This window comes from Chryseobacterium indologenes (assembly GCF_018362995.1).
Taxonomy (GTDB): Bacteria; Bacteroidota; Bacteroidia; order Flavobacteriales; family Weeksellaceae; genus Chryseobacterium; species Chryseobacterium indologenes_G.
In genome coordinates, this window is record NZ_CP074372.1 from 132,769 (window position 1) to 156,215 (window position 23,447).

Annotated in this window: 18 protein-coding genes; 5 read left to right on the plus strand and 13 right to left on the minus strand. The window is 35.2% G+C overall.

Annotated elements, in window-relative coordinates; translation table 11 throughout:
• The first annotated feature begins 69 nt into the window (after positions 1 to 69).
• Entirely contained in the window at positions 70 to 1,167 is a 1,098-nt protein-coding gene (locus tag DYR29_RS00595) for a calcium:proton antiporter (RefSeq protein ID WP_213278752.1), read from the plus strand.
• A 1,039-nt stretch (positions 1,168 to 2,206) separates the two neighbouring features.
• Here the strand turns inward: DYR29_RS00595 and DYR29_RS00600 are convergent.
• Genes DYR29_RS00600 through DYR29_RS22900 form a run of 3 tightly spaced genes read right to left on the minus strand, consistent with a single transcriptional unit; the run spans position 2,207 to position 5,677 of the window.
• The gene (locus DYR29_RS00600; protein ID WP_249413568.1) at positions 2,207 to 4,474 is read right to left on the minus strand and encodes a glycosyltransferase; all 2,268 of its coding nucleotides are present in this window, start codon (positions 4,472 to 4,474) and stop codon (positions 2,207 to 2,209) included.
• 45 nt (positions 4,475 to 4,519) lie between these two features.
• Positions 4,520 to 5,545 (minus strand): pesticidal protein Cry7Aa, encoded by a 1,026-nt coding sequence (locus tag DYR29_RS00605; RefSeq protein WP_213278753.1) that lies wholly within the window; start codon positions 5,543 to 5,545, stop codon positions 4,520 to 4,522.
• On the minus strand, positions 5,546 to 5,677 hold the full coding sequence (locus tag DYR29_RS22900; protein ID WP_260543939.1) for a hypothetical protein: 132 nt from the start codon (positions 5,675 to 5,677) through the stop codon (positions 5,546 to 5,548).
• Positions 5,678 to 5,841: 164 nt separating this feature from the next.
• On the opposite strand from DYR29_RS22900, the gene DYR29_RS00610 reads away from it, so the two are divergent.
• From DYR29_RS00610 to DYR29_RS00620, 3 genes are all read left to right on the plus strand, one after another.
• Entirely contained in the window at positions 5,842 to 6,402 is a 561-nt protein-coding gene (locus DYR29_RS00610) for a helix-turn-helix domain-containing protein (protein WP_052198716.1), read from the plus strand.
• Positions 6,403 to 6,894: 492 nt separating this feature from the next.
• Positions 6,895 to 7,164 (plus strand): heme oxygenase, encoded by a 270-nt coding sequence (locus DYR29_RS00615; RefSeq protein ID WP_213278754.1) that lies wholly within the window; start codon positions 6,895 to 6,897, stop codon positions 7,162 to 7,164.
• Between the two features lie 57 nt (positions 7,165 to 7,221).
• Positions 7,222 to 7,716, plus strand: coding sequence for a CinA family protein (locus DYR29_RS00620; protein ID WP_213278755.1), 495 nt, complete (start codon positions 7,222 to 7,224; stop codon positions 7,714 to 7,716).
• 1,553 nt (positions 7,717 to 9,269) lie between these two features.
• On the opposite strand, the gene DYR29_RS00625 is transcribed toward DYR29_RS00620, so the two are convergent.
• From DYR29_RS00625 to DYR29_RS00670, 10 genes are all read right to left on the minus strand, one after another.
• Complete coding sequence (locus tag DYR29_RS00625; RefSeq protein WP_213278756.1) at positions 9,270 to 9,914, minus strand: response regulator; 645 nt, start codon at positions 9,912 to 9,914, stop codon at positions 9,270 to 9,272.
• Positions 9,914 to 10,648, minus strand: coding sequence for a sensor histidine kinase (locus DYR29_RS00630; RefSeq protein WP_213278757.1), 735 nt, complete (start codon positions 10,646 to 10,648; stop codon positions 9,914 to 9,916). The genes DYR29_RS00625 and DYR29_RS00630 overlap by 1 nt, the downstream gene beginning before the upstream one ends.
• 480 nt (positions 10,649 to 11,128) lie before the next feature.
• Positions 11,129 to 12,562, minus strand: coding sequence for a hypothetical protein (locus tag DYR29_RS00635; RefSeq protein WP_213278758.1), 1,434 nt, complete (start codon positions 12,560 to 12,562; stop codon positions 11,129 to 11,131).
• 10 nt (positions 12,563 to 12,572) lie between these two features.
• On the minus strand, positions 12,573 to 15,377 hold the full coding sequence (locus DYR29_RS00640) for a hypothetical protein (protein WP_249413569.1): 2,805 nt from the start codon (positions 15,375 to 15,377) through the stop codon (positions 12,573 to 12,575).
• Positions 15,378 to 15,386: 9 nt separating this feature from the next.
• Complete coding sequence (locus DYR29_RS00645) at positions 15,387 to 16,187, minus strand: Fn3-like domain-containing protein (RefSeq protein WP_249413570.1); 801 nt, start codon at positions 16,185 to 16,187, stop codon at positions 15,387 to 15,389.
• Between the two features lie 80 nt (positions 16,188 to 16,267).
• Entirely contained in the window at positions 16,268 to 16,813 is a 546-nt protein-coding gene (locus tag DYR29_RS00650) for a peptidoglycan-binding protein LysM (RefSeq protein WP_213278759.1), read from the minus strand.
• Between the two features lie 179 nt (positions 16,814 to 16,992).
• Complete coding sequence (locus DYR29_RS00655) at positions 16,993 to 17,538, minus strand: peptidoglycan-binding protein LysM (RefSeq protein ID WP_213278760.1); 546 nt, start codon at positions 17,536 to 17,538, stop codon at positions 16,993 to 16,995.
• Positions 17,539 to 17,596: 58 nt separating this feature from the next.
• The gene (locus tag DYR29_RS00660) at positions 17,597 to 18,142 is read right to left on the minus strand and encodes a peptidoglycan-binding protein LysM (RefSeq protein ID WP_213278759.1); all 546 of its coding nucleotides are present in this window, start codon (positions 18,140 to 18,142) and stop codon (positions 17,597 to 17,599) included.
• 393 nt (positions 18,143 to 18,535) lie between these two features.
• Positions 18,536 to 19,081: a peptidoglycan-binding protein LysM gene (locus DYR29_RS00665; RefSeq protein ID WP_213278761.1), complete on the minus strand. Its 546-nt coding sequence runs from the start codon at positions 19,079 to 19,081 to the stop codon at positions 18,536 to 18,538.
• A gap of 202 nt (positions 19,082 to 19,283) precedes the next feature.
• A complete protein-coding gene (locus DYR29_RS00670) occupies positions 19,284 to 19,826 on the minus strand; it encodes a peptidoglycan-binding protein LysM (protein ID WP_213278762.1) in 543 nt (180 codons plus the stop codon).
• 650 nt (positions 19,827 to 20,476) lie between these two features.
• On the opposite strand from DYR29_RS00670, the gene DYR29_RS00675 reads away from it, so the two are divergent.
• Positions 20,477 to 23,443: a response regulator gene (locus DYR29_RS00675; RefSeq protein ID WP_249413571.1), complete on the plus strand. Its 2,967-nt coding sequence runs from the start codon at positions 20,477 to 20,479 to the stop codon at positions 23,441 to 23,443.
• Positions 23,444 to 23,447: the final 4 nt, after the last annotated feature.

The window sequence follows — 23,447 nt, forward strand, 5'->3', positions numbered from 1 at the left end:
AAAGGAGAATATAAATCTACTGATTCTCTCAAAAGAGAATTTAATGGTAAAAAAATTATTGATGTTTTTATGTATATAAAAAAATATTTAGGGATGTGGACGTTTTTGATTCCTATCCTGGCATGGTTCTCTTATGTTGGAAATTCTGTTTTTTCTTCAGGGTATTACTCTGTGATTCTTACTTTATTTTTAATAGGAAGTGTTTTGGCTGCGGTGTACCATTCCGAAGTCATTGCTCATCGTTTGGGAGAGCCATTCGGTACTTTACTTCTGGCATTTGCCATTACGGTCATAGAAGTAGGGCTTATTATTTCCATTATGATGGGAGCAAAAGGGTTGGAAACCATTACTCTTGCCAGAGATACGGTTTTTGCAGCAGTGATGATAATCCTTACGGGAATCATTGGGGGCTGTATTGTAATAGGTTCTTTAAGATATAGAGAACAAAGTTTTACACTACAAGGGGTAAGTACTGCACTGATTACGCTTACCTCTGTTATTATTTTTGTGCTTATTCTGCCCAATTATACGGTAAGCCATCTCGGAGGTGAATACACGTCCTTCCAACTGCTTTTTATTGCCTTGATTTCTTTAGGACTTTATCTTGGATTTACCATGATCCAAACTTTTAGACATCGAAGCTTTTTCATTTCTCCACAAAACAAATTATCCAAGAACCTGCCTGTAGAAAGCAATAATAAAATAATTTCCAGAAAACAATTGTATATCAATTGTATATTGTTAATTTTATCCCTGGGAATAGTCGTTTTGCTGGCAAAACTTCTTTCAAAGGATGTTGAACATATAGTTGTTTCTGTGGGTGCCCCCAAATCTCTTGTAGGTATCATTATTGCTGGTATTGTTCTGCTTCCGGAAGGTCTGGCTGCATTCAGAGCTGCAAAAAATGATCAGATCCAAACCTCATTAAATCTGGCTTTTGGTTCAGCTTTGGCGAGTATCGGACTAAGTATTCCTGCGATTGCCATTATATCTGTAATGACCGGTATAAGAATGACATTGGGGATAGATATCAAATCAACGATACTTTTAGGACTGTCGCTTTTTATTATTACTGTTTCACTGGCAACAGGCAGAACTAATATCATGCAGGGAATTGTATTGATCGCTATTTTTTTAATTTATCTTTTTATTACAATTGTACCATAAACCTATTTAAGTTATACATTATAGCTTGATATATACTGAAACGGCCATCTGTAGTTTATATGATATGATGTTTGATATAGAATATATCTCATCAAATGAATCCACAAAAACATTTGAAGGCTAATGATTATAAAGGTATTGCCCAAATATTGAAATATCAAATAAAAACTAATGAGATAACATAGAAATTGGTTCACAACTTGGGTTAAGCCAATACTTTAAAAGTTTGAAGAAGTACTCTGAACAAAAAAAATATTTTGCAAATAAAAATTATTTATTGATATGACTAGTAAAAAATATTACTTCCAAGATAAAAGTCAGAATATTATATCAGAAGATCAATTAATTGGAGGAAATATAGATGATATAGAATGTTTTCTGACTGATTATCAGTTACAAAAGCTACATACAATAGAGCGTGTTTATATCTTGAAAAAAACATTTTTAGGAATTTTTAAGACAAGATTGTATTTATATCTTAGTGAAGATACAATATATAATTACGCTATTCAGAAAACATAACATTACTATACTTTATTATTCCTCCAATCATAGCTTAATGTTAGAATTCAAATTTGTTTGGAATATCGATGCTTTGTCTTATTTCGTTTTGATGGTTTCTGAAAGCTATAATATTTGTTAGTCTTACTAAAACGATAACATCTTTAAAGGAGTGGTCAGCGGCACTATGATGATGAAAATTAGAATTTTCACTTTAACCTTTCTAATGCCTAGGAGGAGAGTATATAACAAAACCCTCCTTTTTAGGGGAGAGTTAATTGTACTAATGAGAATGTACAACTATTATGAACAGTAAATGTATATGTAAATAAATTACATTAATATGCTGCAAGTCATGTGATTCTTTTTATTATTGTCGTATATGGAGTAGAATTAATAAATTTATTTTTAACTCTCCTTAGGGTAATTTTTTTAAGCATGACTTTTTAATGCGAGGTCTTATTACAGAGTTGCAGATAAATGACTGATATCAGAGTTTTGATCATAGGGTTGGTTGCTGGTTGAAAAAGTAAACTACTTATTTTGGAAAACAGAGCCTTGCCATGAGATAGCTGACGGTTGATTCTGCTCCCTGATTAAGATTAACATTTTTTTCTTCAAGGCCGTCATAACAACCACCCGTTGCAGGGTTATAAATGATCTGATGTAAATGATTTTTTCCTAAAAACCAATTAAAAGCACTCCTCATCATCTGCAAGTATTTTTCATCCTTAAAAACTTGATAGAATGTAGATAATGTCAGTATGGTGTAAGCAACATCTATGGGCTGTTCCCCGCCAATTGATTCAGGACTTTTAACCGTTTCTTTCTGCAACCATCCTTTATTGGAAATTACTTTGATTTCCCCCTTAATAAATATTTTAGAAAGCAGAAAACTGAATGATTCATTGGCAATTTGCTTGTACATTTCGTCTTTGGTAGTAATCCATGCGCATAATAAAGCCTCTGGAAGTAAACTGTTTCCATAGGTCAGATAGCTTTCAAACCAATGCCAGTCTTTGTGCTTTTCATGCTGGTACATTTTCACCAGACGATTGGCCAGCTTTTTCAATAATGGAATATTGATTTCTGAATTTTGATAATGTAAGCCTTTGATGATAAAGCCCATTGCTCGGGTAGAATGGATTTTCTCAATCAATGGAAGACTTTTTTCAATTACTGATTCTGCTTCATCATAAAACTGTTGAGGTAAGATTGTTTTTGTTGAAAGTAGATATCCCAGTGCCCAGACAGCCCTTCCATTGGAATCTTCAAGATTGGTTTCATAATTCTGCTGAGCAAATTCCTTGTTTTGATTCACATAGTTAAGAAAACTACCATCCGGTTGTTGACAAAACTTAATAAATTTTAGATAAGTGGAGATTAAGTCTAGGTCAGATTCATCTTTGCTCAGCTCATAATGTCTGCAGGCTACAATCATAGCGCGGGCATTATCATCCAAAGTATATCCGGAATTGATATCAGGTTTATTGATTTTAGAAAACTGGATCATTCCAAAATCTGTTGTCATATTTTTTATATGGCTGAGATTGATGATGGGAAATGCATAATGTAATGTCATGTTGTCTTTGCTATATTGTTGAAATAATAGGGCATGTGAAATAGAGGAATTCTCCCAGGCTGTGGGAGCCATTTTTTCCAAACTATTTGACCGTAATTTTTCCTGTGCAGTTTCATTTTTTAGTAATGTATTCACGGCAACAGCAAGCTGTTTCGGATCTTCAAAATCAATAATGATTCCCAGGTCTTCATTCAGTACTTCCAAAGCATGGGGAATAGGAGTGGAAACCACAGGGCAGCCACAACTGATGGCGTAGGAAAAAGTACCACTTACTGCCTGATTTCTGTCTTTTGAAGTGAAAAGATAAATATTGGTAAGCTGAAGATAATCCAACAACTCATCTAAAGGCAGGTACTGGTTGATAAAGTAAGTATGTTTTTCCAGATGGAGCCTTTTAATAGTATCCTGCAAAAAATCACGATATTTCTCACCTTCATATTTAATGATGCCGGGATGCGTTTTTCCAATAATCAGAAACATTACATCGGGGTTTTTTGTAATAATTTCAGGCAAAGCTTCTAAAGTGGTTTCAATATTTTTCCCAGAACCCAATAAACCAAATGTTGAAAGAACTTTTTTATCATTAAATCCGTATTTCGCTTTTAGTGAAATCTTATCGATAAATGGCAGCAAATGAGTGCCATGGGGTATTACTTTAATTTTTTCAGCCGGAATATCATAATCATAAGAAAGGATATCCGCAGAAATACCGGTCATTACGATAATAGATTTTACAAAACTGCTGATTTCTTTTACCTTTTCTTTTAATTCCAAATCCGGTTTCGGGAGAACTGTGTGAAAAGTAATGATGACGTCTTTCTCTAAATTTTGAAGAAAAAGCAGCAATCCGTTTTTAGCTTCAGTGAAAAATCCAAATTCATGCTGGAGCACAACCAATTGAATATTGTCATTTTTGTTGATTTTATCAGCTAGCTCCAAATAAGAAATAGCATCGGATGTATTGAGTCGATATTGAGGATTTTCTTCGTATCGATAGCTTTCATCTTCAGTTTCCATTGGGCAGATGGTGATGGTAAATGATTCTTTGAACTTTAGCTGAAGAGAGTTTATAAGGTCTTGACAATAGGTTGCAATACCGCACACTTTAGGAGGAAAGGTACTTATAAAGATAATTTCAGGTCTATGATAAATTGTGTTTTTATTACTGTGTACAGATCGTCTTTTTGCCTTTTCCTCCACGTCTGATTTTATATTTTTATTCATGTTGATATCTGTTTTAAAGTCTGATATTCTGTAGTGAATAGTCAGTTATGTGTACCGTAGTAATTCTTTCAGTAATTCCTGGATATTTAAAGAAGCAACAGCAATTCTTTTATCTGCTGCTCCGTAGTAAATATGGAGTGTATCTCCTTCTGCTATAGCTCCGGTTGGGAAGCAGACATTGTTCACTTCTCCCTTCTGTTCCCATTCTTCTTCAGGCTTGAAAAGAGGATAAGGAAGTCTTGAAATTTCTTTTTCAGGGGTGTTAAGATCCAGTAAAGCAGCGCATGCGCTGTAAACATACCCTTCAATGGTATCATGTACGCCATGGTATATCAAAAGCCATCCATGCTCGGTTTCTATAGGGGGACATCCTCCGCCAATATAGCTTACTTCATGCTCATATTGGGGAGATAATACAATATGATCTTTAAAGTGAAGGAAATAATCTTTCCAGAAATCAGGATTCAGATCTTCAATGTTTTCTATACTTGCAATTTGAATATCAGGTCTTATGCGATGAAGAAAATAAAGCTTACCGTTAATTCTTCTTGGGAAAAATATCACATTTTTATCCCACAGGAAGACATCTTTATCATTTTTATGAGTAGGCGGGAGTTTATTGAAACGCTTGTACTTTTCTGCTATTTCACCTTGGGATTCTGATAAAAGTCTAAATTTTTTGTATGGAATTTTGGGAACAATAAGGCCCAGCTTTTTCCATGATATAAGATCCTCAGATATGGCAAGAGCTCCCAATGCATTAACCCCGTCATAACTGGTATAGGTAAGATAAAATAAATGATCGATTTTTACGATTCTTGGATCTTCAACACCATGTTTTTCGTATTCAAACTCGGGGATAATAACCGGATTGCTCAACCGGGTTTCTATAGTCTTATAATCTGATAGTATACAGTATCCGATACTGGAGAAATTATTCTTGGCAACTGCCCTGTATAATAAATGTATTTTTCCGTTATCCTTAATAACTGCGGGGTTTAAAACACCTTCACTCTCAAAGTCTAATGTCGTTTTTCTGAGTATAATTCCGTCTTTTTTCAGGGATACCATTTAGTTGCTGGTATTTTGGGCTTCGTTTTCCCTGTCTCTTCGTTTATTCATCTTATCTTCCCGTTTCTCTTTTGCGGATTTTGCGGGTGGCGTTTTATCCGACTTCTTTTTTCCGTCTTTTTCTTTTGACATTTGAAATATTTTTTAGTAATTGTAAATTTCAATCATTAAAAAGGGAAAGCTTTGCAATTGTCTTTCAATTTGTTGCATAAATCATAGATATTTCCGATTTAATAGACTAACTTTGGTTAAATAACTGTTAATGAAATAATTGACAGATATAAATAGTAAGGGAGATGAAGTTGTATATAAAATATATGGTAAGCTTGCGCTGTAAAATGGTTGTCCATCAGGAATTGGAAAGGCTGGGCATTAAAAATGCTATTGTCGATTTGGGAACTGTAGAATTATTGGATGATATCAGCGCCGAACTAAGACAAATTCTGAAAGAAAATTTACTTAAAACAGGACTTGAAGTATTAGATGATAAAAAAAGTATCCTGATAGAGAAAATAAAGAATGTAGTGATAGAAATGATTCATTATTCAGAGGAACTCCCAAAAGAAAATTTCTCAGATTATGTAAGTGAAAAATTAGGATATGATTATACTTATCTTGCCAATACCTTTTCAGAAGTAAAAGGAATGACACTTCAACATTTTATTATTATTAATAAAGTAGAAAAGGTAAAAGAATTACTGTTGTATGATGAACTCAACCTGACGGAGATCTCTTATAAACTCAATTACAGCAGTGTAGCCCATCTCTCTAATCAGTTTAAAAAGATTACAGGGCTTTCTCCTTCATTTTACAAGCAGTTGAAACAAAGACGTCTTGGAAATCTGGAAGACTTATAAAAGGTGGGATATATGTAAGATTATTCCGGATATATATAGCTTAGTATATACTCTAAAGGCCATCTTTGTAGTATAATAATCAGGAACTTATCAGATCCATAAAGTTTATATCATCATAAATAATTTTAGACTGAAAAATAGAGTAAGCGGTTGAAAGTATCTGTCATACAAAGTGCTGGTCTCCGGTATTAAAACATTCTATTAGTAAAAAAGACTGTAAAAAGCCAATATAAACCATGATAAAATTAATAGGCTTAAGGATTCTCAAATTTGATAATGAGTATATTAAAATCCCAATAAAATAGGAGACTGTTTTCACAAGATTTTAATTAATTAAGGATAGGAACCTATGGTCTCTGTCCTTTTTTAGCCATTTTGGTATATAATAAATTTCATCAACTGAGTCCACAAAAAGATCTGTCTGAATATAAATAAGTATTTTTTTCACACACAAAACAGACCGTTCTTACTATAAATTCAATACAGCAAGCCATGAAAACAATACATCTTTTTCAGTTTAAGAACTCAATTTCCCGGAAGCTTCCTTTTTTTAAGGAAGAATGCAGATTAAATAATTTAAATGATTTAATGGCCTATGACCTGATGAACACCGAAAAAGTGACTGAATTCATTATTGAAGTTCATGATGATTTCATTTTTGAAGATATGACCATAGAAGATCTTTTGTCAATGTGCGAAAATGCCAAGGAAATGATTGAACATTATTTTGTAACAACCATGAATGATTATGACGTTATTTGAACATTGATTTCAGTAGCGTAAAAAGTTTTTTTATATCAACATTAAATAGTAGATGCAATGAAATTCCAGCAAAGTTTACTTGATTATATCAGTACTTCACTCATTACCATGAATGAAACGGTTTCTATAGCAGAAAGCGTAACCTCGGGATTAATACAGCTCGCTTTTTCCCAAATGGCTAACGCAAAACTGTTTTACAAAGGAGGAATAACGACTTTTACATTACCTGAAAAAGTTCAATTTTTAGATATAAATCAAATTGAAGTTAAGGAAAATGGTTTTGAAACTCAAAAAATGGCTGATACAATGGCTGCAAAGGTCGCTGAATCATTTGGAACAGATTGGGGAATTGCTTCTACTGGATATGCTGCATCTGTAAGAAATTCGGGATTTAAAGTGTATTCATTCTGTTCATTCAGTTACAAAGGAGAGATTGTGCTTTCCAAACGCATAGAACTTCATGATAAGACTCAGGCACTGGATGCACAGTTGTATTATACTGAATTTATTTTAGGATGTTATAAAAGTGTTCTTAATCAAATATTAATTTAGGCTATGATATACTTAGATATACCAGCTAAGTATATCATAGCCTTCGCTAAAATTTTAAATAGCTGCATTATTATTCACGACAGAAGTATAATTAGGAAAATTATTTTAAAAGAAACTTGTGAAACAGCCATGAAAATACAATTACTAAAAAATGATTTGTCCTTGGTTTTTTTTTATATGATCAGCATCATAATATAAATCTTATTATTATGCTATATTTGTAATAATAGGATTAAAGAAAATAAGAACAGCAGAACCTAAACTAAAATTATCAACAGTTGTTAGAAACTTATTTTCATCAAATGGCAAAGAAAGGAGCATATTATTACCTTTTGAAAGATGTACTGAATTACTGAGATAATAGATACCATTAAAAACTTATATTATCAAGGTTCCAGGGCTAATAATATTGCGGTATTGCCAATTAATGCATAACTGTATTAGTCACCAATGATTATGTCGAATATTCTCATAGTGTTACAAAGGGAGATATTATGTTCCCAATATAACTATACTATGCTTACATAAAACATTATCCATACGGACATTTTGGAATTTATTTAAGAGAAGCTTTTAATAATGTAATAATTGACTATATAGAATTTTACAAAGAAAACTTAATAGCTTACTAAATATAAAAACTACTGCTAACATAAAGGGCTTAAACGAAGCACAGTGCAGCGGAGGTGCGTTTAAACCTTTGCTGACTGAGCCTTTTTGTGGCTGGGCCAATAGTTAGGGATTGTGAAATGAGATGTTGTACCTTGGTGAGGTGAGTATGCGTTTATTAGATGATCAATTTCAGTATTTCATGTTGCTTTGCGGTATATTAGAATGCTTATTGCATAAGATTTACTATTGTTTTTATATGCAAAGGGGTATTTTTATAAGTATGGAAAAGTATAACCCTTCGATGCATTAAATTGAAAAAATAATCATCCATTTGTGATTTGCTGCTGTGTTTTCCATTTGCCCAAAAAGAATAATTCAGGCAAGCTTTGCCAGCGCCTCCATGGCCACCTGAATCGCGAAAAGATTCTATACTATTAATTAAGCACGATAGGACGTTTTGTAAAGAATAAAGCACTTTTGGTTGAACCTGACAAATCGAATATCATTGGAGAGTAGGCTAAAGTATTGTAAAACAATTATTTAACATTATTTAAGAATGTTAATAATGGTATTAGGAGTTCGACAGGACTCCCTCTCTCTCCGCAAGTTGGGAGACCAAAATAAGCTAAAACGCTGTAAACATTTATGTTTACAGCGTTTTTTGTTTTAGCGAGGGCATCAAAAAAACCAAAATAGGTCATTATTTATATGACCTATTTCGTAGTAGTAACAAAAAGTGAATTATTAATAATTAAAATTATCACACAATAAACAAAACATTAGCCTTTTATTCTTTTTATAAAGAATAAAATCAATACTGAATCTCTAGCTTAAAGATCTTTCAGAATATTTTTCTTCAAAGGTTATTGGGTTCAGAAAAAATATATCTGACAGCATAGGGGATTCGTGAGCTTGGCTTAAAGCGGGAAATAATAGAATGCTTACTGATTATACAGCCTAAGAATTTCCACCAATTCGGGTATGGATCGTATTTTCAGCTTTTCAAACAGTCTGTTTTTGTAAGTGCTGATCGTTGATGAATGGAGGTTAAGTTGATTAGAAATTTCTTTGAGAGGAAGACCTTCAGCAAGCTTATTGGCAATTTGCAATTCGCGGTCTGACAGCGCTTCAAAGGGTGAGCTTTTTGTCGTTCCATTTAATGATTCTAAAAAAATAGCTTCTTTTATGTTATCACTGATATATCGGCCCTTAGTGAGCATCGCCGTTAAAGCAGTCTCAATCACTTCTGTGGAACTTAACTTGCTGAGATAGCCACCAGCACCCATTTTCAAATAACGCATCCCATACAATTCTTCATCCTGCGAAGAAAATATTAAAGTTTTTAATTCAGGCTGGTGAATTTTTATGTAATCTATTGCTTCCTGAACAGTACCATTAGGCATATTAACGTCCATAATGGCCAGATCAAATTCTTCGTTCAGAATTAATTTGTAAAGCGATTTATAGTCCTCTACTTCTGAAATGATGGCATCGGGTTTGAATCGTTTAATTGTTTGTATCAAACCCATCCGGACGATACCATGATCGTCTGCTACAACAATGCGAATATTTACTTTTAAACCCATTATTCTATAAATTTATGTAAAAAAAGGGAAACCGTAGTGCCTTTATTTTCAGCAGAAATGATTTGGATGTTTCCATACAGCAAGGATATAAAATTTTTTACAATTTTCAAACTTAATCCCACTCCTTTCTCACCCGCGGTTCCCAGGAATACGGGATTATCATAATTGTAGATCGTAGATAAATACTTTTCATGTATTCCTGTTCCGGAATCAATCACAGAAAGAACCATCTTATCACCTTCTGTAATTACTTGTAAATAAACATCTTGGTCCTCAAATGAATATTTTACCGCATTGTTAAAAATTTTGTCTAAAACATATTCGAGCAACAGGCGATCACTTATAAGAGATGCATTGTGATCTCCTTTAAAATAAAATTTAATATTTTTTTCCTTTAATTTAGCAGCGTATTTTTCTTCCAGATAGTGAAAAAGATCCATCACCATTATTTTAACAGGTTTAATCTTAAATTCCCCGTATTGTGTTTTTAGCCAGGCAACGCTATCCTGAATAGTTTGCAGATTCTTCTGGGTATCACGTTTTACCTGTGGCAATAACTTAAAAAAATCTTCCTCACTTAAAGTCTTTTGCTCCAGCTCTTCTGTAAGCCATAGAAAGGTTCCAAACAATTCTTTTGAGTCATGAGACAATATTGAAATCAGTCCGTTCTTGAAATTGATTTCATTTTCCAGTTTTTCGATTTTTAATTGGAGTTCGTTGATAAAATCATTCATAAATTAAGTATCACGGTTTAGAAGCTGTTTGAATTATTTTTTTTAAAGAAAGCAGAAGGGTTATATTGTTTAAATGTGAATAAAAACATCCGGTTCAGGCCTTTCTTCAGGAGCTGGCAAGTTAAAAAAAATATCATATTAGTTTAAAAAAAAATCGAATGGGATTTACTTTAAATAGTAAATCCCATATTTTATCTTACTAAAATCCACATTGCACAAACGGCAAAGTTGAAATTCATGAAAGCGCTGAATTGTTGAGAAAATCATCTGCTGGACTCTTACTACCAGAAGACGCTCCAAAGATTATGAAAGAAAAACCGAAAATGCCAATGTTTATATTGTTGTACCAAATATCAGGAGATGAACTAATAAAATTTAATTCAAACAGCTTGAATTTTTCTCATGCAGTTAATTTGATAATATCGTGCTGATCCGTCAATGGATCATTGCTATTAAAATGATCCATAAGGAAGAACATCGCTAAATTGCTGTGAAGCTATAATAAACATTGATAGAGTAGGTGGTATTTTCCTTCCCTACCAAACTTTGGGCACCCGCAGGTGGTATGGTGTATCTTACGTTCAGTCCCTTGTCCAAAACCGGTGTTCCGTTAAAGAGTATTTTTTGGGGAGTTTTGGATAAGGGAACATTTACAGAACTTCCATCTACGCCAATTTGTAATATGTTGGAATTGATGTTGGTCTGCAGACCGCCTTTCTTGAAATAATTTTCGTCCGATTTTACATACAGCTCAAAATTTTCATTATTGGACAACATAATTTGGTTGGGTATCATTTGTGACTGACCATCGGTGTATTGGACAGCGGTATTAAAATTGAAGTTTACATTGCGCCCGGAACTGGGGATGGTGATCTCTGACAGAGGAAGCACTTTTAACTGAACAGCCGTATTTTGCAAACTGTTAATTGAGTTATCTGTACTTCTTGCGTTGAGGTTCAATTCAAACGTATAAGTTCCGGCTTCAAAAAAAAAGTTTTTAAAATCTTCCGCAGACACATAAAGCTCTGGAATGAAGCTGTTTCTGTTTCCCGCTACAACACTGAAATTAGCGGGAGAAAAATTCTGAAAATCGGCAGATAAAGCCTTAGTTGTGAGTGCAGATCCGTTACTACCCAATTTAATGCTTGCTATATTTCTGGTTCCCGGAATACCTTTAGAGGAAGTGAACTGAACAGTTGTGGCAGCAGCTTTCGCCCAAAAATTAAAATCAACCGTATGCGCGATTTCTGTATTATCCAAAGTGAATACCCGTGTGCCTGTATTGCGGTAGTCATTCAAAGAAGATATTTCAAAGTATTTTGTTAAAGAGTTGGTAATCCATCGTATAGATGAAGGAATGACTAAGATCGTTTTAAAATTATGCGGTGTGAAGTCATTATAATTCTGAGTGATATCCATGGAGTAATTCCCGGCCCGGAAGGCATTGGCTGTAAATTGTGAGGCAGGAATTTTAAATGTAAAATTGATATTCCCCCTGTTAAACCCTCCTCCGATACTGAGTGATGGCGGTTCAAACCATCTTATAGCACTTGTACTGAACGACTGAAAACCTGGTAAATAACCTGTTAGTCCGGTATATGGCAGCTGTCCGCCCATACTTTCTAACTGCCACAGAAGAGTGGAACTGGGTAAAGTAGATGAGGAAGAGGAGTGAGTAAAAGTTGGTCCGGAAACTGAGGTGAATGTAGGAGCTGTTGGGAGTAATCCCAAAAAGGCATAATCCCAGTTTGTTCTGTTGGCGTTCGTCATTACCCTTGTAGGCACCGAGTTAAATTCACTTCTGTTAAAAATATTATTTTCCGGAATTGACAGGTATATATCCTGAGCTTTCGTGGCTGCAGACCCACAGAACATGGTAAAAATTCCTATTAGAAAAGCCCTCATCTTTTTCATACTTTTAAATTTAAAACTTTTTCACCTTAATGGTGGTGTCTTTCTTCTTATACTCAAAAACCACAGTTTTTGAATACCCTTCTTTTGTCACCTGAATAGTTTGAGTGGGTTGTATGTAGCTGTATTTGTCATTTTCAATATAGAGGTTGTATTTTCCATCTTTCAGGAAAAACTCAAACTCATTTTTTTGGTTAACCACGGCAGTATAGATTACGCCATCTTCACTTTTTGCATACACTACTATTCCGGTTACATCCGTTTCCAAAACATCGTAGGCTTGCTTGATCTCTGTTAACTTCCCACTTACCCTGATGTTTTTTACCAAGCTCACTTTGCGGTTAATATTATTATATACCAGAATGACAGGATCCATCATCAACCGGGCACCTGCACTTTCGTTCACCTTCAGTGTGTAAGTACCTTCAGGCACATTCTGAAAAACTACTTTTCCATTCTTATCTGTCATCGCTACATAATTGTCCAGTTTTACAATTTCATTAGCAAGTACTGATTCGCCGGAATCCAGAAGTCCATTGAAATTTTTATCTTCAAAGAACTGAAAGGCCACCTTATGATTTCCGAGAGCCGTAGCTATCGTAAAATATTTTTTAATTCCCACTCTGTACTGGTAATAACTGCCACTGCTTGCATATTCAGCCGTAGATTTATAACCGGAAAGATTAAAATAACCTGTAGTGGACCATGAAGGCGAAATCTTATATTCCAGATTACCAGAGATATTACTGTTTAAGTTTTTGTAAAGTTCCGAATAGAAGGTTCCGGCTGAAAAAGATCCGGTCAGATTATGATTAAGCATCTGGAAATTATACGATGCATATACATTGTAATTGGCGAAATTACGGCTTACATCATAATAAGAATTTAAATCAAAGACACTGATTGCGTTCCATTGGGCTGTTCCGTTTAGGGAGAATGACTTATATCTGTAAGATAAAGTTGTTTTCAAACTGTTGAACCAGTCAGCTTTATTGTTCTCTTTTGAATAAGAATATTCCGCCGTCAGGTTCAATCCGTGCGCACCTAAAGTAGTGCTGATGTTGGCTTCCAACCGGTAAGAAAAAAGTTCCTGAGATGTGTAAAAATTAGCTGTTTTTTGCTTTTCAACCTTTGGAGAAAGTAGAAAATTCCACTTCCTTAAAGAAAACTGATAACCTAATCCCAAAGCTTCTGTACTGTTGAAATAATATCTTAAATTAGAAGTATTGCCAGGTTGGGTTGGTGCACCCTGGAAACTCAGGAACTCTGGTTCTACCTGCGAATTCTGATATTGTATAAAAGCACGCTGAGCAACAGATAATTGGCGGCCGATCCGCTGATTTGAGAAAAAGGATCCCCGTTTGATCCCTGCATAGCTTTTGGTGGCAAAGGAATTAACAGATTGTATATCCCATTTTCCTATTTTTCCCTCGTAATTGGCTCCCATTGAAGCGCCTGCGTTTTCATCTTTGTTCACAAGGCCTTTTTCGTGGCTCAGGCCCAACTCTGTGCGGATTGAATGTTTATCGTTAATTAGCAATGATGTTACCGCGTTCGCTACCTGCGTATCTACGTTAAAGCGCGGATCATGTTCGAATATATAGGACACTTTTCCATTGAAAGATTTAGCATTTCCAAAGCCATATTTTGCACCCACCATGGTAGATCCTTCTGTTTGCTGGAAGTAAGTACCGTACAGATTATAATTATTTTCCAGCGCAAGAATTTCAATCTGATTATTTTTGCCAAATTTGGTAGAAACTTTCCCGCCTCTTCCGAAAACCGGGTAATCGTAATCGCTGCTATTAACATTTCCCACTCTTAATACCGTTTTTTTTCTCTCCAGTTCCAGCCACGTATCGTACAGGTTATAACGACCGTCTTCAACATAGTAATCTGCACCAATATTAAAGCGCGATTTCAAATTCTCAGTCACGCGGAATGCTGTATTTCCCCTTAATTGAAGATAGTTGAAACCTGAACTGTTTTCATTATAGCTAATTTCTGCAAAATTACTTCCGCTCACCGCTTCGTTTCCTCTGGCAATTTGTCTGTTGTGCGATAAAATGACCAGATAGAGCGTGTTGCTTCCCACGATTTTATTATCAAGCAGGTCTGTGGCGATTGCATTAATATTAAATTCCGGATAAAGTGTATTCTGTTTTCTGACCGCAATTTTGATCTCAACCGTTTGTTTTTCTAAACCTTCCAGAGATACGGTTTGCTGTTTTGGCATCATTTCCAAACCATCAGGAATGGATTGCAAATCAATATTAACGGTTCTTTTACTATAACCCTGGTTTTCTACAGTCAGCAGAATTGAGGATTGGGGTGCAGCAGGATTAATGAAATTTTCGTATGTGGCGGTATAAATTGCGATGTTTTTGTTCTCGTCTTTAATAACGAAGAACGATGTGCTTTCAGTTCTGGTGACCGCTGGGGTGGCGTACGAAACCTGGAATTTGATTTCATTGGATCTCAGTTTCATAAAATCCACATTGGCGATCAGCTTCACAGGAAGATTTTTAGACTGGCCTGCACCTAAGGTAAAGTCATTTTTGGGATAGAAAAGCAATCCCGGATATTTTTCCTGAGGTATGATATTCTGAATAATAATCTCTTCAGAACTTTTATTCTCAATAACCAGGAAATTTGTAAAAGTAGAACCTTTTTCAACAGCTACGCTGTCATTTTCAAAATGGATTTGAATATCCTTCTTTTCCTGCGCAAAGGCCAACGAAAAGTGCAGAAGAACAAATACAAAAAAGAGGATTGTTCTTCTTAGGACTGATATCGATATTCCATTCTGTAGTTTCAAGACTTAATTTTAAAATTTAAAGTTTTTTTCGCCTACGCGTAAATCATTGGATTCTGCCATTTTGATAATAACCACGCCAAGGAAGTTCCCTGAAATTTTCTCTGGTAAAGAAAATTGAACAACCTGATTGGTATCGGGAAGCATGGAGATGGAAATTGCTGGCAATTTTATTTCCTTACCACTATCTGTGTCGGTGAGTTCAAACTCAACGGTGGCATCATTGATGGTGTTTCCATCATTATGGATGCTTACGGCTACTTTTCTGTTCGCTGTATTCTCATTACTCACCTCTGCAATATTGGTAATATCCAGACTTTTTACGTGGTTTCCCGGTGGAGTATAAAAAATGTGAAGTCCCACTTCAAATAAGGTGATAATACCAATACCATTCTGAACACGTGCCTTATCTGACTGCTGAGGAAGCTGGGTGAAAAACAACATACTGTTTGTAACAGCAGACTGTGATGCATTTGCCGGAATCTGCATGGTTACTACAATCTCCTTTGTGCTTTTCGCAGGAACTGTTATAGAGTTTTCTAAGGTGGATATCCATGAGGCGTTGGAGATTTTTGAACTGCCTGCTTCAAGATAAACCTTATTTCCGTCTTCTTCTCTAACCCAATCTTTGTAGTTGAGATTAAAAACATAATCTTTATCCGAGCTGTTTTGAAGCGTGACTGTCTTTGTTACTTTTTCTCCCGGATTACCTGTGAAAAACAAGCGTGTAGGTGACATGGAGATACTTTGTGCCAGAAATGAAGAAGACCCTGTGAGGATAAAGAAAATGAAAAGGTGAATAAACTTGTGCATGGTGTAAATAGTTTAATAATAAAGATTCCCAAAACTACTGAAAACATAGCAAAAGGAACCTTTACAAACTAAAAATTTTATTATAAAGCAGTCGCAGTATAAGTTACTGTTTGCGTATAAGTTCCGGCTGGTTTACCTAAAATATCAGAAGATGAGGATTTTGCTGCTGGAATGGTGTAGTCCAGATTCAGTGTTAATGCACTTCCAAGCGGAGCATTTGATACTAAGGTTTGATCCGTTGCAGATAAAACTACAGCGCTTTTTGTTCCGCCCATTGTTCCGGCAGCAGTAGCAGCTTTGATAGTCAGAACATTTACAGGGATCAGGTTGGTTCCATTCATGAAATTAGCACCTCCTGCTTTAACTTTAACATTAAAATTTTTTGTAGAAGTAACTTTTAAAGAGTTGGCTTTAGTAATTGTTTGATCAGAGTTATAGTCTGCAGCAGTAGCATAGTTAAAGTCAACCGTATTACCGATTGCTGTACTTCCCGCGTCGATGGAGATTACATCGTTCAGGGTAATGTTTACCGTTGTGGTTGCTGTAGTATTTTGAGCTTGAACATTGTTAGTTCCTAATATGATTGCTCCAAAAGTTAAGGCTGAGATTACGATTAGTTTTTTCATGATAGTAATATTTAATTGTCCTTTTGTATACAGCAAATTTATAGCAGCGATAAAAGTTTCTTTGTAGTGGAAAAAGGAAGTTCATGTAGTAAAATCACTACAGGATTGCTCATTGGTTTAAATAGAAAAACCCTCAATACCTGGAAAGTGCTGAGGGTATATATAATTGATGTGTTTTTTTATAAAGTAGTCGCAGTATAAGTTACTGTTTGGGTATAAGTTCCGGCTGGTTTACCTAAAATATCAGAAGATGAGGATTTTGCTGCTGGAATGGTGTAATCCAGATTCAGTGTTAATGCACTTCCAAGCGGAGCATTGGATACTAAGGTTCTTTCTCCTGGAGATAAAACTACCTCGTTTTTGGTTCCGCCCATATTTCCGGGAGCTTCTGCAACCTTGATTGTCAAAACATCTACAGGGATTGAGTTTGAACCATTGACGAAATGCGGTCCTCCTGCTTTTACCCTTACATTAAAATTCTTCGTTGAGGTAACTTTTAAAGAGTTGGCTTTGGTAATCGTCTGATCAGAGTTATAGTCTGCTGCAGTAGCATAGTTAAAGGTAACTATACCACCAATTGCTGTACTTCCTGCATCTATAGAGATCACATCGTTCAGGGTAATGTTTACAGCTGTGGTTGCGGCTGTATTTTGAGCTTGAACATTATTAGTTCCAAATATAATTACTCCAAAAGTTAAGGCTGTGATGGCGATTTGTTTTGTCATGGCAGTAAGATTTAATTATTATTCTTGTTCTCTTTTGAACATTACAAATCTACAGTTGCTACAAAGCTGTTGCAGTATACGTTACTGTTTGAGTATAAGTTCCGGCTGGCTTACCTAAAATATCAGAAGATGATGATTTTGCTGCTGGAATGGTGTAGTCCAGATTCAGTGTTAATGCACTTCCAAGCGGAGCATTGGATACTAAAGTCTGATCCGTTGCAGATAAAACAACAGCGCTTTTTGTTCCGCCCATGGTTCCGGCAGCAGTAGCTGCTTTGATAGTCAGAACATTTACAGGGATCAGGTTGGTTCCATTCATGAAATTAGCACCTCCTGCTTTTACTTTAACATTAAAGTTCTTTGTAGAAGTAACCTTTAAAGAGTTGGCTTTAGTAATCGTCTGATCAGAGTTATAATCTGCTGCAGTAGCATAGTTAAAGTCGACCGTATTACCAATTGCAGTACTTCCCGCATCGATAGAGATTACATCGTTAAGGGTAATGTTTACCGTTGTGGTTGCTGTAGTATTTTGAGCTTGAACATTGTTAGTTCCTAATATGATTGCTCCAAAAGTTAAGGCTGAGATTACGATTAGTTTTTTCATGATAGTAATATTTAATTGTTATTTTTATTTAATTGTTCTTTTGTATACTGCAAATTTATAGCAGCGATAAAAGTTTCTTTGTAGTGGAAAAAGGAAGTTCGTGTAGTAAAATCACTACACGGTTTATTCATTTGATTTAAATAGTAAAGCCCTCAACACTTTCTAAGCGTTGAGGGCGTATATAAATTCCTGTTATTTCTATTATAAAGCTGTCGTAATATAAATTACCGTTTGCAAATGTCCAAAAGCATAGATTCTACCTTACAGATGACAGATACTTATTCCCGGATTTTGAATTTTATCTATATCGATACAATACATACAAAATCGAAGGCCTCCCTGAGGAAGCCTTCGAAACACCAAATCACAAAATATTAATATGAAAAAATTAACTTATAAAGCTGTTGCAGTATAAGTTACTGTTTGAGTATAAGTTCCGGCTGGTTTACCTAAAATATCAGAAGATGAAGATTTTGCTGCTGGAATAGTGTAGTCCAGGTTCAATGTTAATGCACTTCCAAGCGGAGCATTTGATACTAAGGTTTGATCCGTTGCAGATAAAACAACAGCGCTTTTTGTTCCGCCCATGGTTCCGGCAGCTGTAGCAGCTTTGATAGTCAGAACATTTACAGGGATCAGGTTGGTTCCATTCATGAAATTAGCACCTCCTGCTTTTACTTTAACATTAAAGTTCTTCGTTGAAGTAACTTTTAAAGAGTTGGCTTTAGTAATCGTCTGATCAGAATTATAGTCTGCTGCAGTAACATAGTTAAAGTCAACAGTATTACCAATGGCTGTACTTCCCGCATCGATAGAGATTACATCGTTCAGGGTAATGTTTACCGTTGTGGTTGCTGTAGTATTTTGAGCTTGAACATTGTTAGTTCCTAGTATGATTGCTCCAAAAGTTAAGGCTGAGATTAAGATTAGTTTTTTCATGATGGTAATATTTAATTGTTATTTTTATTTAATTGTTCTTTTGTATACTGCAAATTTATAGCAGCGATAAAAGTTTCTTTGTAGTGGAAAAAGGAAGTTCATGTAGTAAAATCACTACACGGTTTATTCATTTTGCTTAAATAAAAAAGCCCTCAACACCTTTTAAGTGTTGAGGGCTTTCTATTTAAAAATTGGTAGTTATTTACAATGCAGTGGCAGTATAAGTTATTTTCTGTGTGTAAGTTCCCTGTGGTTTCCCCAGAAGTACCTTGGAGGCATTTTCGGAAGAAATAGAGTAAGCAATATTTAAAGACTGTTTAGTACCTACACTTGCATTACTCACCAGTACCTGATCAGCTGTAGATAAAGTGACCTCATTCAAGGTTCCTACCAGACTTCCCCCGGGTATTGCCTTTACCTGTAATATATCTACAGGAATTACGTTGGCGCCACTTACAAAATGGGCACCTTCAGATTTTACTTTTATATCAAAATTTTTAGAGGAAATAATAACTAAACTATTAGGAACGGTCACGTTTTTTGATGAATTATAGTCTTTTGTGCTCCCATAATTAAAATCTACAGTGCCTTCTGAAGCAACACTGCCTATATCCATTGCAATAACATCTGATAAAATAATATTTACGGATGTACTAACCTTCTCGGAATTTTGTGCAAGAACCTGGTTGCTTCCTAAAACGATTGCTCCCAGAGATAGGGCCGTGATAACGATTTGTTTTTTCATGATAGGATAAAATTTAAAGGAACTGTACTAAAATGCTGTCATTCAAAATTAATTATGCTAACCAATATCATTAAAATCATATCTAATCTAATAACATTATCTGACATGACCAAGCTTTTACGTTGTTAATTAATTGTCATACTGACAATTTCGATAATGATGGATGAGTTGTCATCAAGTCATTTTTTTATTTCACAGAATGCTTCACAATAGTTTTAGGTGAGATAATGGTAAAATCTTCTGAATCAAATCAACTAGAATAAGAAGAAGTGACGCTCATTTAATCTTTCGTGTTTTGATCCGATTTTTGGTAATATTCAAATGAATAAAAGCAAGGAAGCAGCCGTGATGGAAACCGGTGTATTTGCTGAAAGTTTTACAAACCCGTTCAATACTGAAGATGAGATTCTGGAATAGCTAAAGTAGGAAGAATGTTATCCAGACCAGCACCGAAATTTGGTTTAAAAAATGAACATCAATGAAGAAAACAATCAGGAAATCATTCAAAATAAACTTTTATATCTAGCAACACTATCGTTAAACGACTTAAACTGATTCATTTTCCACGATCTGCTGATAAATTTCTAAATTAATTTGTAAATATTATAAAATGACCTATTTTTAGTATTTTATTACAAAAATAGTGTTCAATGCCGAAAAAAATTATAAGAAATCTTCAGATAGGAGTAGTGATTTCTCTGATGCTTTTGATTGCTAGTTCTATAGCATCTTATATAAGTATACATAAGCAGATGGAGAATAGGGAAGACTTATTAAAAAGTAAGGAATCTATAAGCTTAGTAAAAGATATCTTAAATACGCTTTTAGATGCTGAAACGGGCAATCGGGGATATCAGCTTACCGGCCGGGAAAATTTTCTTGAACCTTTCAATGAAAGCAGGAATGAATATCCGCTGTTTGTTTCTCAAAAAGATAGACTTAATCTTAGAGATAAGGATCAGATTAATATCCTAAATGATCTGCTGCATACTTCAGAAATGCTGATGAAAGAATATGTCCTGCTTATTGAGAACCGTAAAAAGGGAATATTAATGAGTCCGGAAGAACTTGAACAAAACAAGGAGACTATGGACAGATGCCGTATGCTCGTTCAGAAATTTGTAAAACTTGAGGAAGTTCAACTTGCCATAAAAAACGATGATCTGAACAAGTCTTCGAAGTTGACTGTTTTATTCATCATCTTTTCTGCACTTGCAGCCATCGGTGTAACGCTTTTTGTTTATATACAACTAAAATCTGATCTTATCCGGCGTGGTAAGTTAGAAAACGATCTGTTTTACACTAAGGAAATGCTTGAGGAAACAGGTTCAGTAGCCCAGGTGGGAGGCTGGGAAGCCAATATGAAGACCGGGAAGCTCTTCTGGTCTCAAAGCACAAGAGAAATTCACAAAATAGAAAATAATTTCCAACCTACTTTTGAAAATGCCCTTGAATTTTACAAAGGAAAAAGCGGGGAGAGAATAAAATATCTTTTTAACAGGGCAATACAACAAGGAATTGCTTTTGATGAGGAACTTCAGCTGTTACGTAATGATGGCGTTACGATCTGGGTAAGAGTAAAAGGTATTCCCGAATTTGAAGATGGTATCTGTAAAAGGGTTTTCGGAATCATTCAGGACATTGATGCTTTCAAAAAAATGTTTATGGAGGTCACCCGGAAGGAAGCTATAATGAAGTCCTTTGCTACTGATGTTCCTGTTCCTTTGGCCATGTTTGATAGAGACCTTAACTATGTTGCAGTAAGCAGCAGATGGAGAGAGGAATTTAATATGAATAATATAGATCTTATCGGGAATAATCTATTCACTATATCACCTAATATTCCAGAAGAAAGACAAGAGATCTATGAGAATGCGCTGTTGGGAAAAACATACATCAACGGTGACTTTATGCTGAAGGTGGAAGGAAAAGAAGAAATTCAGCATTACGACCTTAAAGTCGGACCCTGGTATCTTACAAAAGATGAAGTAGGGGGTGTAATTATTTCCATACAGAATATTACAAATGCTGTAAAGATAAATGAAGAACTGAAAAATGCCAAGGAAACAGCTGATATAGCCAGCAAAGCAAAATCCGAATTTCTGGCCAATATGAGTCATGAGATCAGGACTCCTTTAAACGGAGTTATTGGTTTTTCAGACCTTCTCCTTCAGACACCACTGAATGAAACACAGGTGCAATATCTGAATTACATCAATGAGTCAGGGGAAAACCTGCTTAGCATAATCAATGATATATTGGATTTTTCTAAAATAGAATCCGGAAAAATGGAGCTTTTGATTGATAAAACTGATGTTTATGATATGCTGAGCCAGGTCATAAATGTTATTATTTATCAATCCCAGAAAAAAAATATTGAACTTCTTCTCAATATTGAGCCGGGTCTTCCAAAAATACTTTTTTTGGATGAAGCAAGGTTAAAACAGATCTTGATCAATCTTTTGGGAAATGCTGTGAAATTTACAGAAGAGGGAGAGATTGAGCTCAAAGTAGAGAAATTACGCATGGATGATAGTAATATTGCTTTGCGCTTCTCGGTAAGAGATACGGGGATAGGCATCCCTGTTGAGAAACAGAAGTATATTTTTGATGCCTTTACTCAGGAAAACAGTTCCATCAGTAAACGATATGGTGGTACGGGTCTAGGGCTTACTATCTCAAACAATATTCTGGGATATATGGGAAGCCATTTGTCGCTGAGCAGTGTAAAGGAAAAGGGTTCTGTATTTTTCTTTGACATTGAGATTCCTTACGAGATCCCTCAATTGAGGGAGGAAGATGAAATAACTATTAAAACAGCCTTAGTGGTTGATGATAATGAAACCAACAGGGTCATTCTTGAGCACATGCTTAGCTATAAAAATATCAAGTCTACCTTGGCTTCTAATGGGATGGAAGCGCTGGAGATCCTGTTGAAAGGAGAGCGGTTCGATGTGATCCTGATGGATTATCATATGCCTGTTATGTCCGGATTGGAAACAATAGATAAAATAACAGGGCTGTTCAATCAGCGAAAAGAGACTTCTCCGTTTATAGTACTTTCTTCTTCTTCTGAAGAGCTAGGCATACTTGCTTCAGTTAAGAAAATAGAAAATGCCCATTTACTGTTGAAGCCTATCAAATCACATGATCTATACAAAACCTTAAAAAAGGTAGACCAAAGTTATGCAGTAGAAATTAATAAGGATAAGTCTGAGAAAGTTTCGCATTTATTTGCCCCGGATTTAGAAGTGCTTTTGGTTGATGATAACGTAGTGAATATGGTACTGAATAATAGAATGATGAAGTCTCTTGTTCCCGGTGTACACCTAACGGAAGCTGTGAATGGGCTACAGGCTTTGGAAGAATGCAGGAAAAAGCAGTTTTCCATTATCATGATGGATGTACAGATGCCGATAATGAGCGGTATTGAGGCAACACAAAATATTAGAATGCTGCCGGGATATGAACATATACCTATTATAGGCGTTACAGCCGGAAATGTACTGGGTGAAAAAGAAAAGTGCCTTGAAGCCGGAATGAATGATTTCCTTCCCAAACCTATCAGGCAGGCAGACCTTGTTGAAGTACTCAAAAAATATATTAGTGAACATTGATTAG

What these genes read in the sequence shown, in the direction of transcription:
- DYR29_RS00595 (WP_213278752.1), top strand. Translation starts at nt 70, where the DNA reads ATGTATATAAAAAAATATTTAGGGATGTGGACGTTTTTGATTCCTATC.
- DYR29_RS00600 (WP_249413568.1), bottom strand. Translation starts at nt 4,474, where the DNA reads ATGAATAAAAATATAAAATCAGACGTGGAGGAAAAGGCAAAAAGACGA.
- DYR29_RS00605 (WP_213278753.1), bottom strand. Translation starts at nt 5,545, where the DNA reads ATGGTATCCCTGAAAAAAGACGGAATTATACTCAGAAAAACGACATTA.
- DYR29_RS22900 (WP_260543939.1), bottom strand. Translation starts at nt 5,677, where the DNA reads ATGTCAAAAGAAAAAGACGGAAAAAAGAAGTCGGATAAAACGCCACCC.
- DYR29_RS00610 (WP_052198716.1), top strand. Translation starts at nt 5,842, where the DNA reads ATGAAGTTGTATATAAAATATATGGTAAGCTTGCGCTGTAAAATGGTT.
- DYR29_RS00615 (WP_213278754.1), top strand. Translation starts at nt 6,895, where the DNA reads ATGAAAACAATACATCTTTTTCAGTTTAAGAACTCAATTTCCCGGAAG.
- DYR29_RS00620 (WP_213278755.1), top strand. Translation starts at nt 7,222, where the DNA reads ATGAAATTCCAGCAAAGTTTACTTGATTATATCAGTACTTCACTCATT.
- DYR29_RS00625 (WP_213278756.1), bottom strand. Translation starts at nt 9,914, where the DNA reads ATGGGTTTAAAAGTAAATATTCGCATTGTTGTAGCAGACGATCATGGT.
- DYR29_RS00630 (WP_213278757.1), bottom strand. Translation starts at nt 10,648, where the DNA reads ATGAATGATTTTATCAACGAACTCCAATTAAAAATCGAAAAACTGGAA.
- DYR29_RS00635 (WP_213278758.1), bottom strand. Translation starts at nt 12,562, where the DNA reads ATGAAAAAGATGAGGGCTTTTCTAATAGGAATTTTTACCATGTTCTGT.
- DYR29_RS00645 (WP_249413570.1), bottom strand. Translation starts at nt 16,187, where the DNA reads ATGCACAAGTTTATTCACCTTTTCATTTTCTTTATCCTCACAGGGTCT.
- DYR29_RS00650 (WP_213278759.1), bottom strand. Translation starts at nt 16,813, where the DNA reads ATGAAAAAACTAATCGTAATCTCAGCCTTAACTTTTGGAGCAATCATA.
- DYR29_RS00655 (WP_213278760.1), bottom strand. Translation starts at nt 17,538, where the DNA reads ATGACAAAACAAATCGCCATCACAGCCTTAACTTTTGGAGTAATTATA.
- DYR29_RS00660 (WP_213278759.1), bottom strand. Translation starts at nt 18,142, where the DNA reads ATGAAAAAACTAATCGTAATCTCAGCCTTAACTTTTGGAGCAATCATA.
- DYR29_RS00665 (WP_213278761.1), bottom strand. Translation starts at nt 19,081, where the DNA reads ATGAAAAAACTAATCTTAATCTCAGCCTTAACTTTTGGAGCAATCATA.
- DYR29_RS00670 (WP_213278762.1), bottom strand. Translation starts at nt 19,826, where the DNA reads ATGAAAAAACAAATCGTTATCACGGCCCTATCTCTGGGAGCAATCGTT.
- DYR29_RS00675 (WP_249413571.1), top strand. Translation starts at nt 20,477, where the DNA reads ATGCCGAAAAAAATTATAAGAAATCTTCAGATAGGAGTAGTGATTTCT.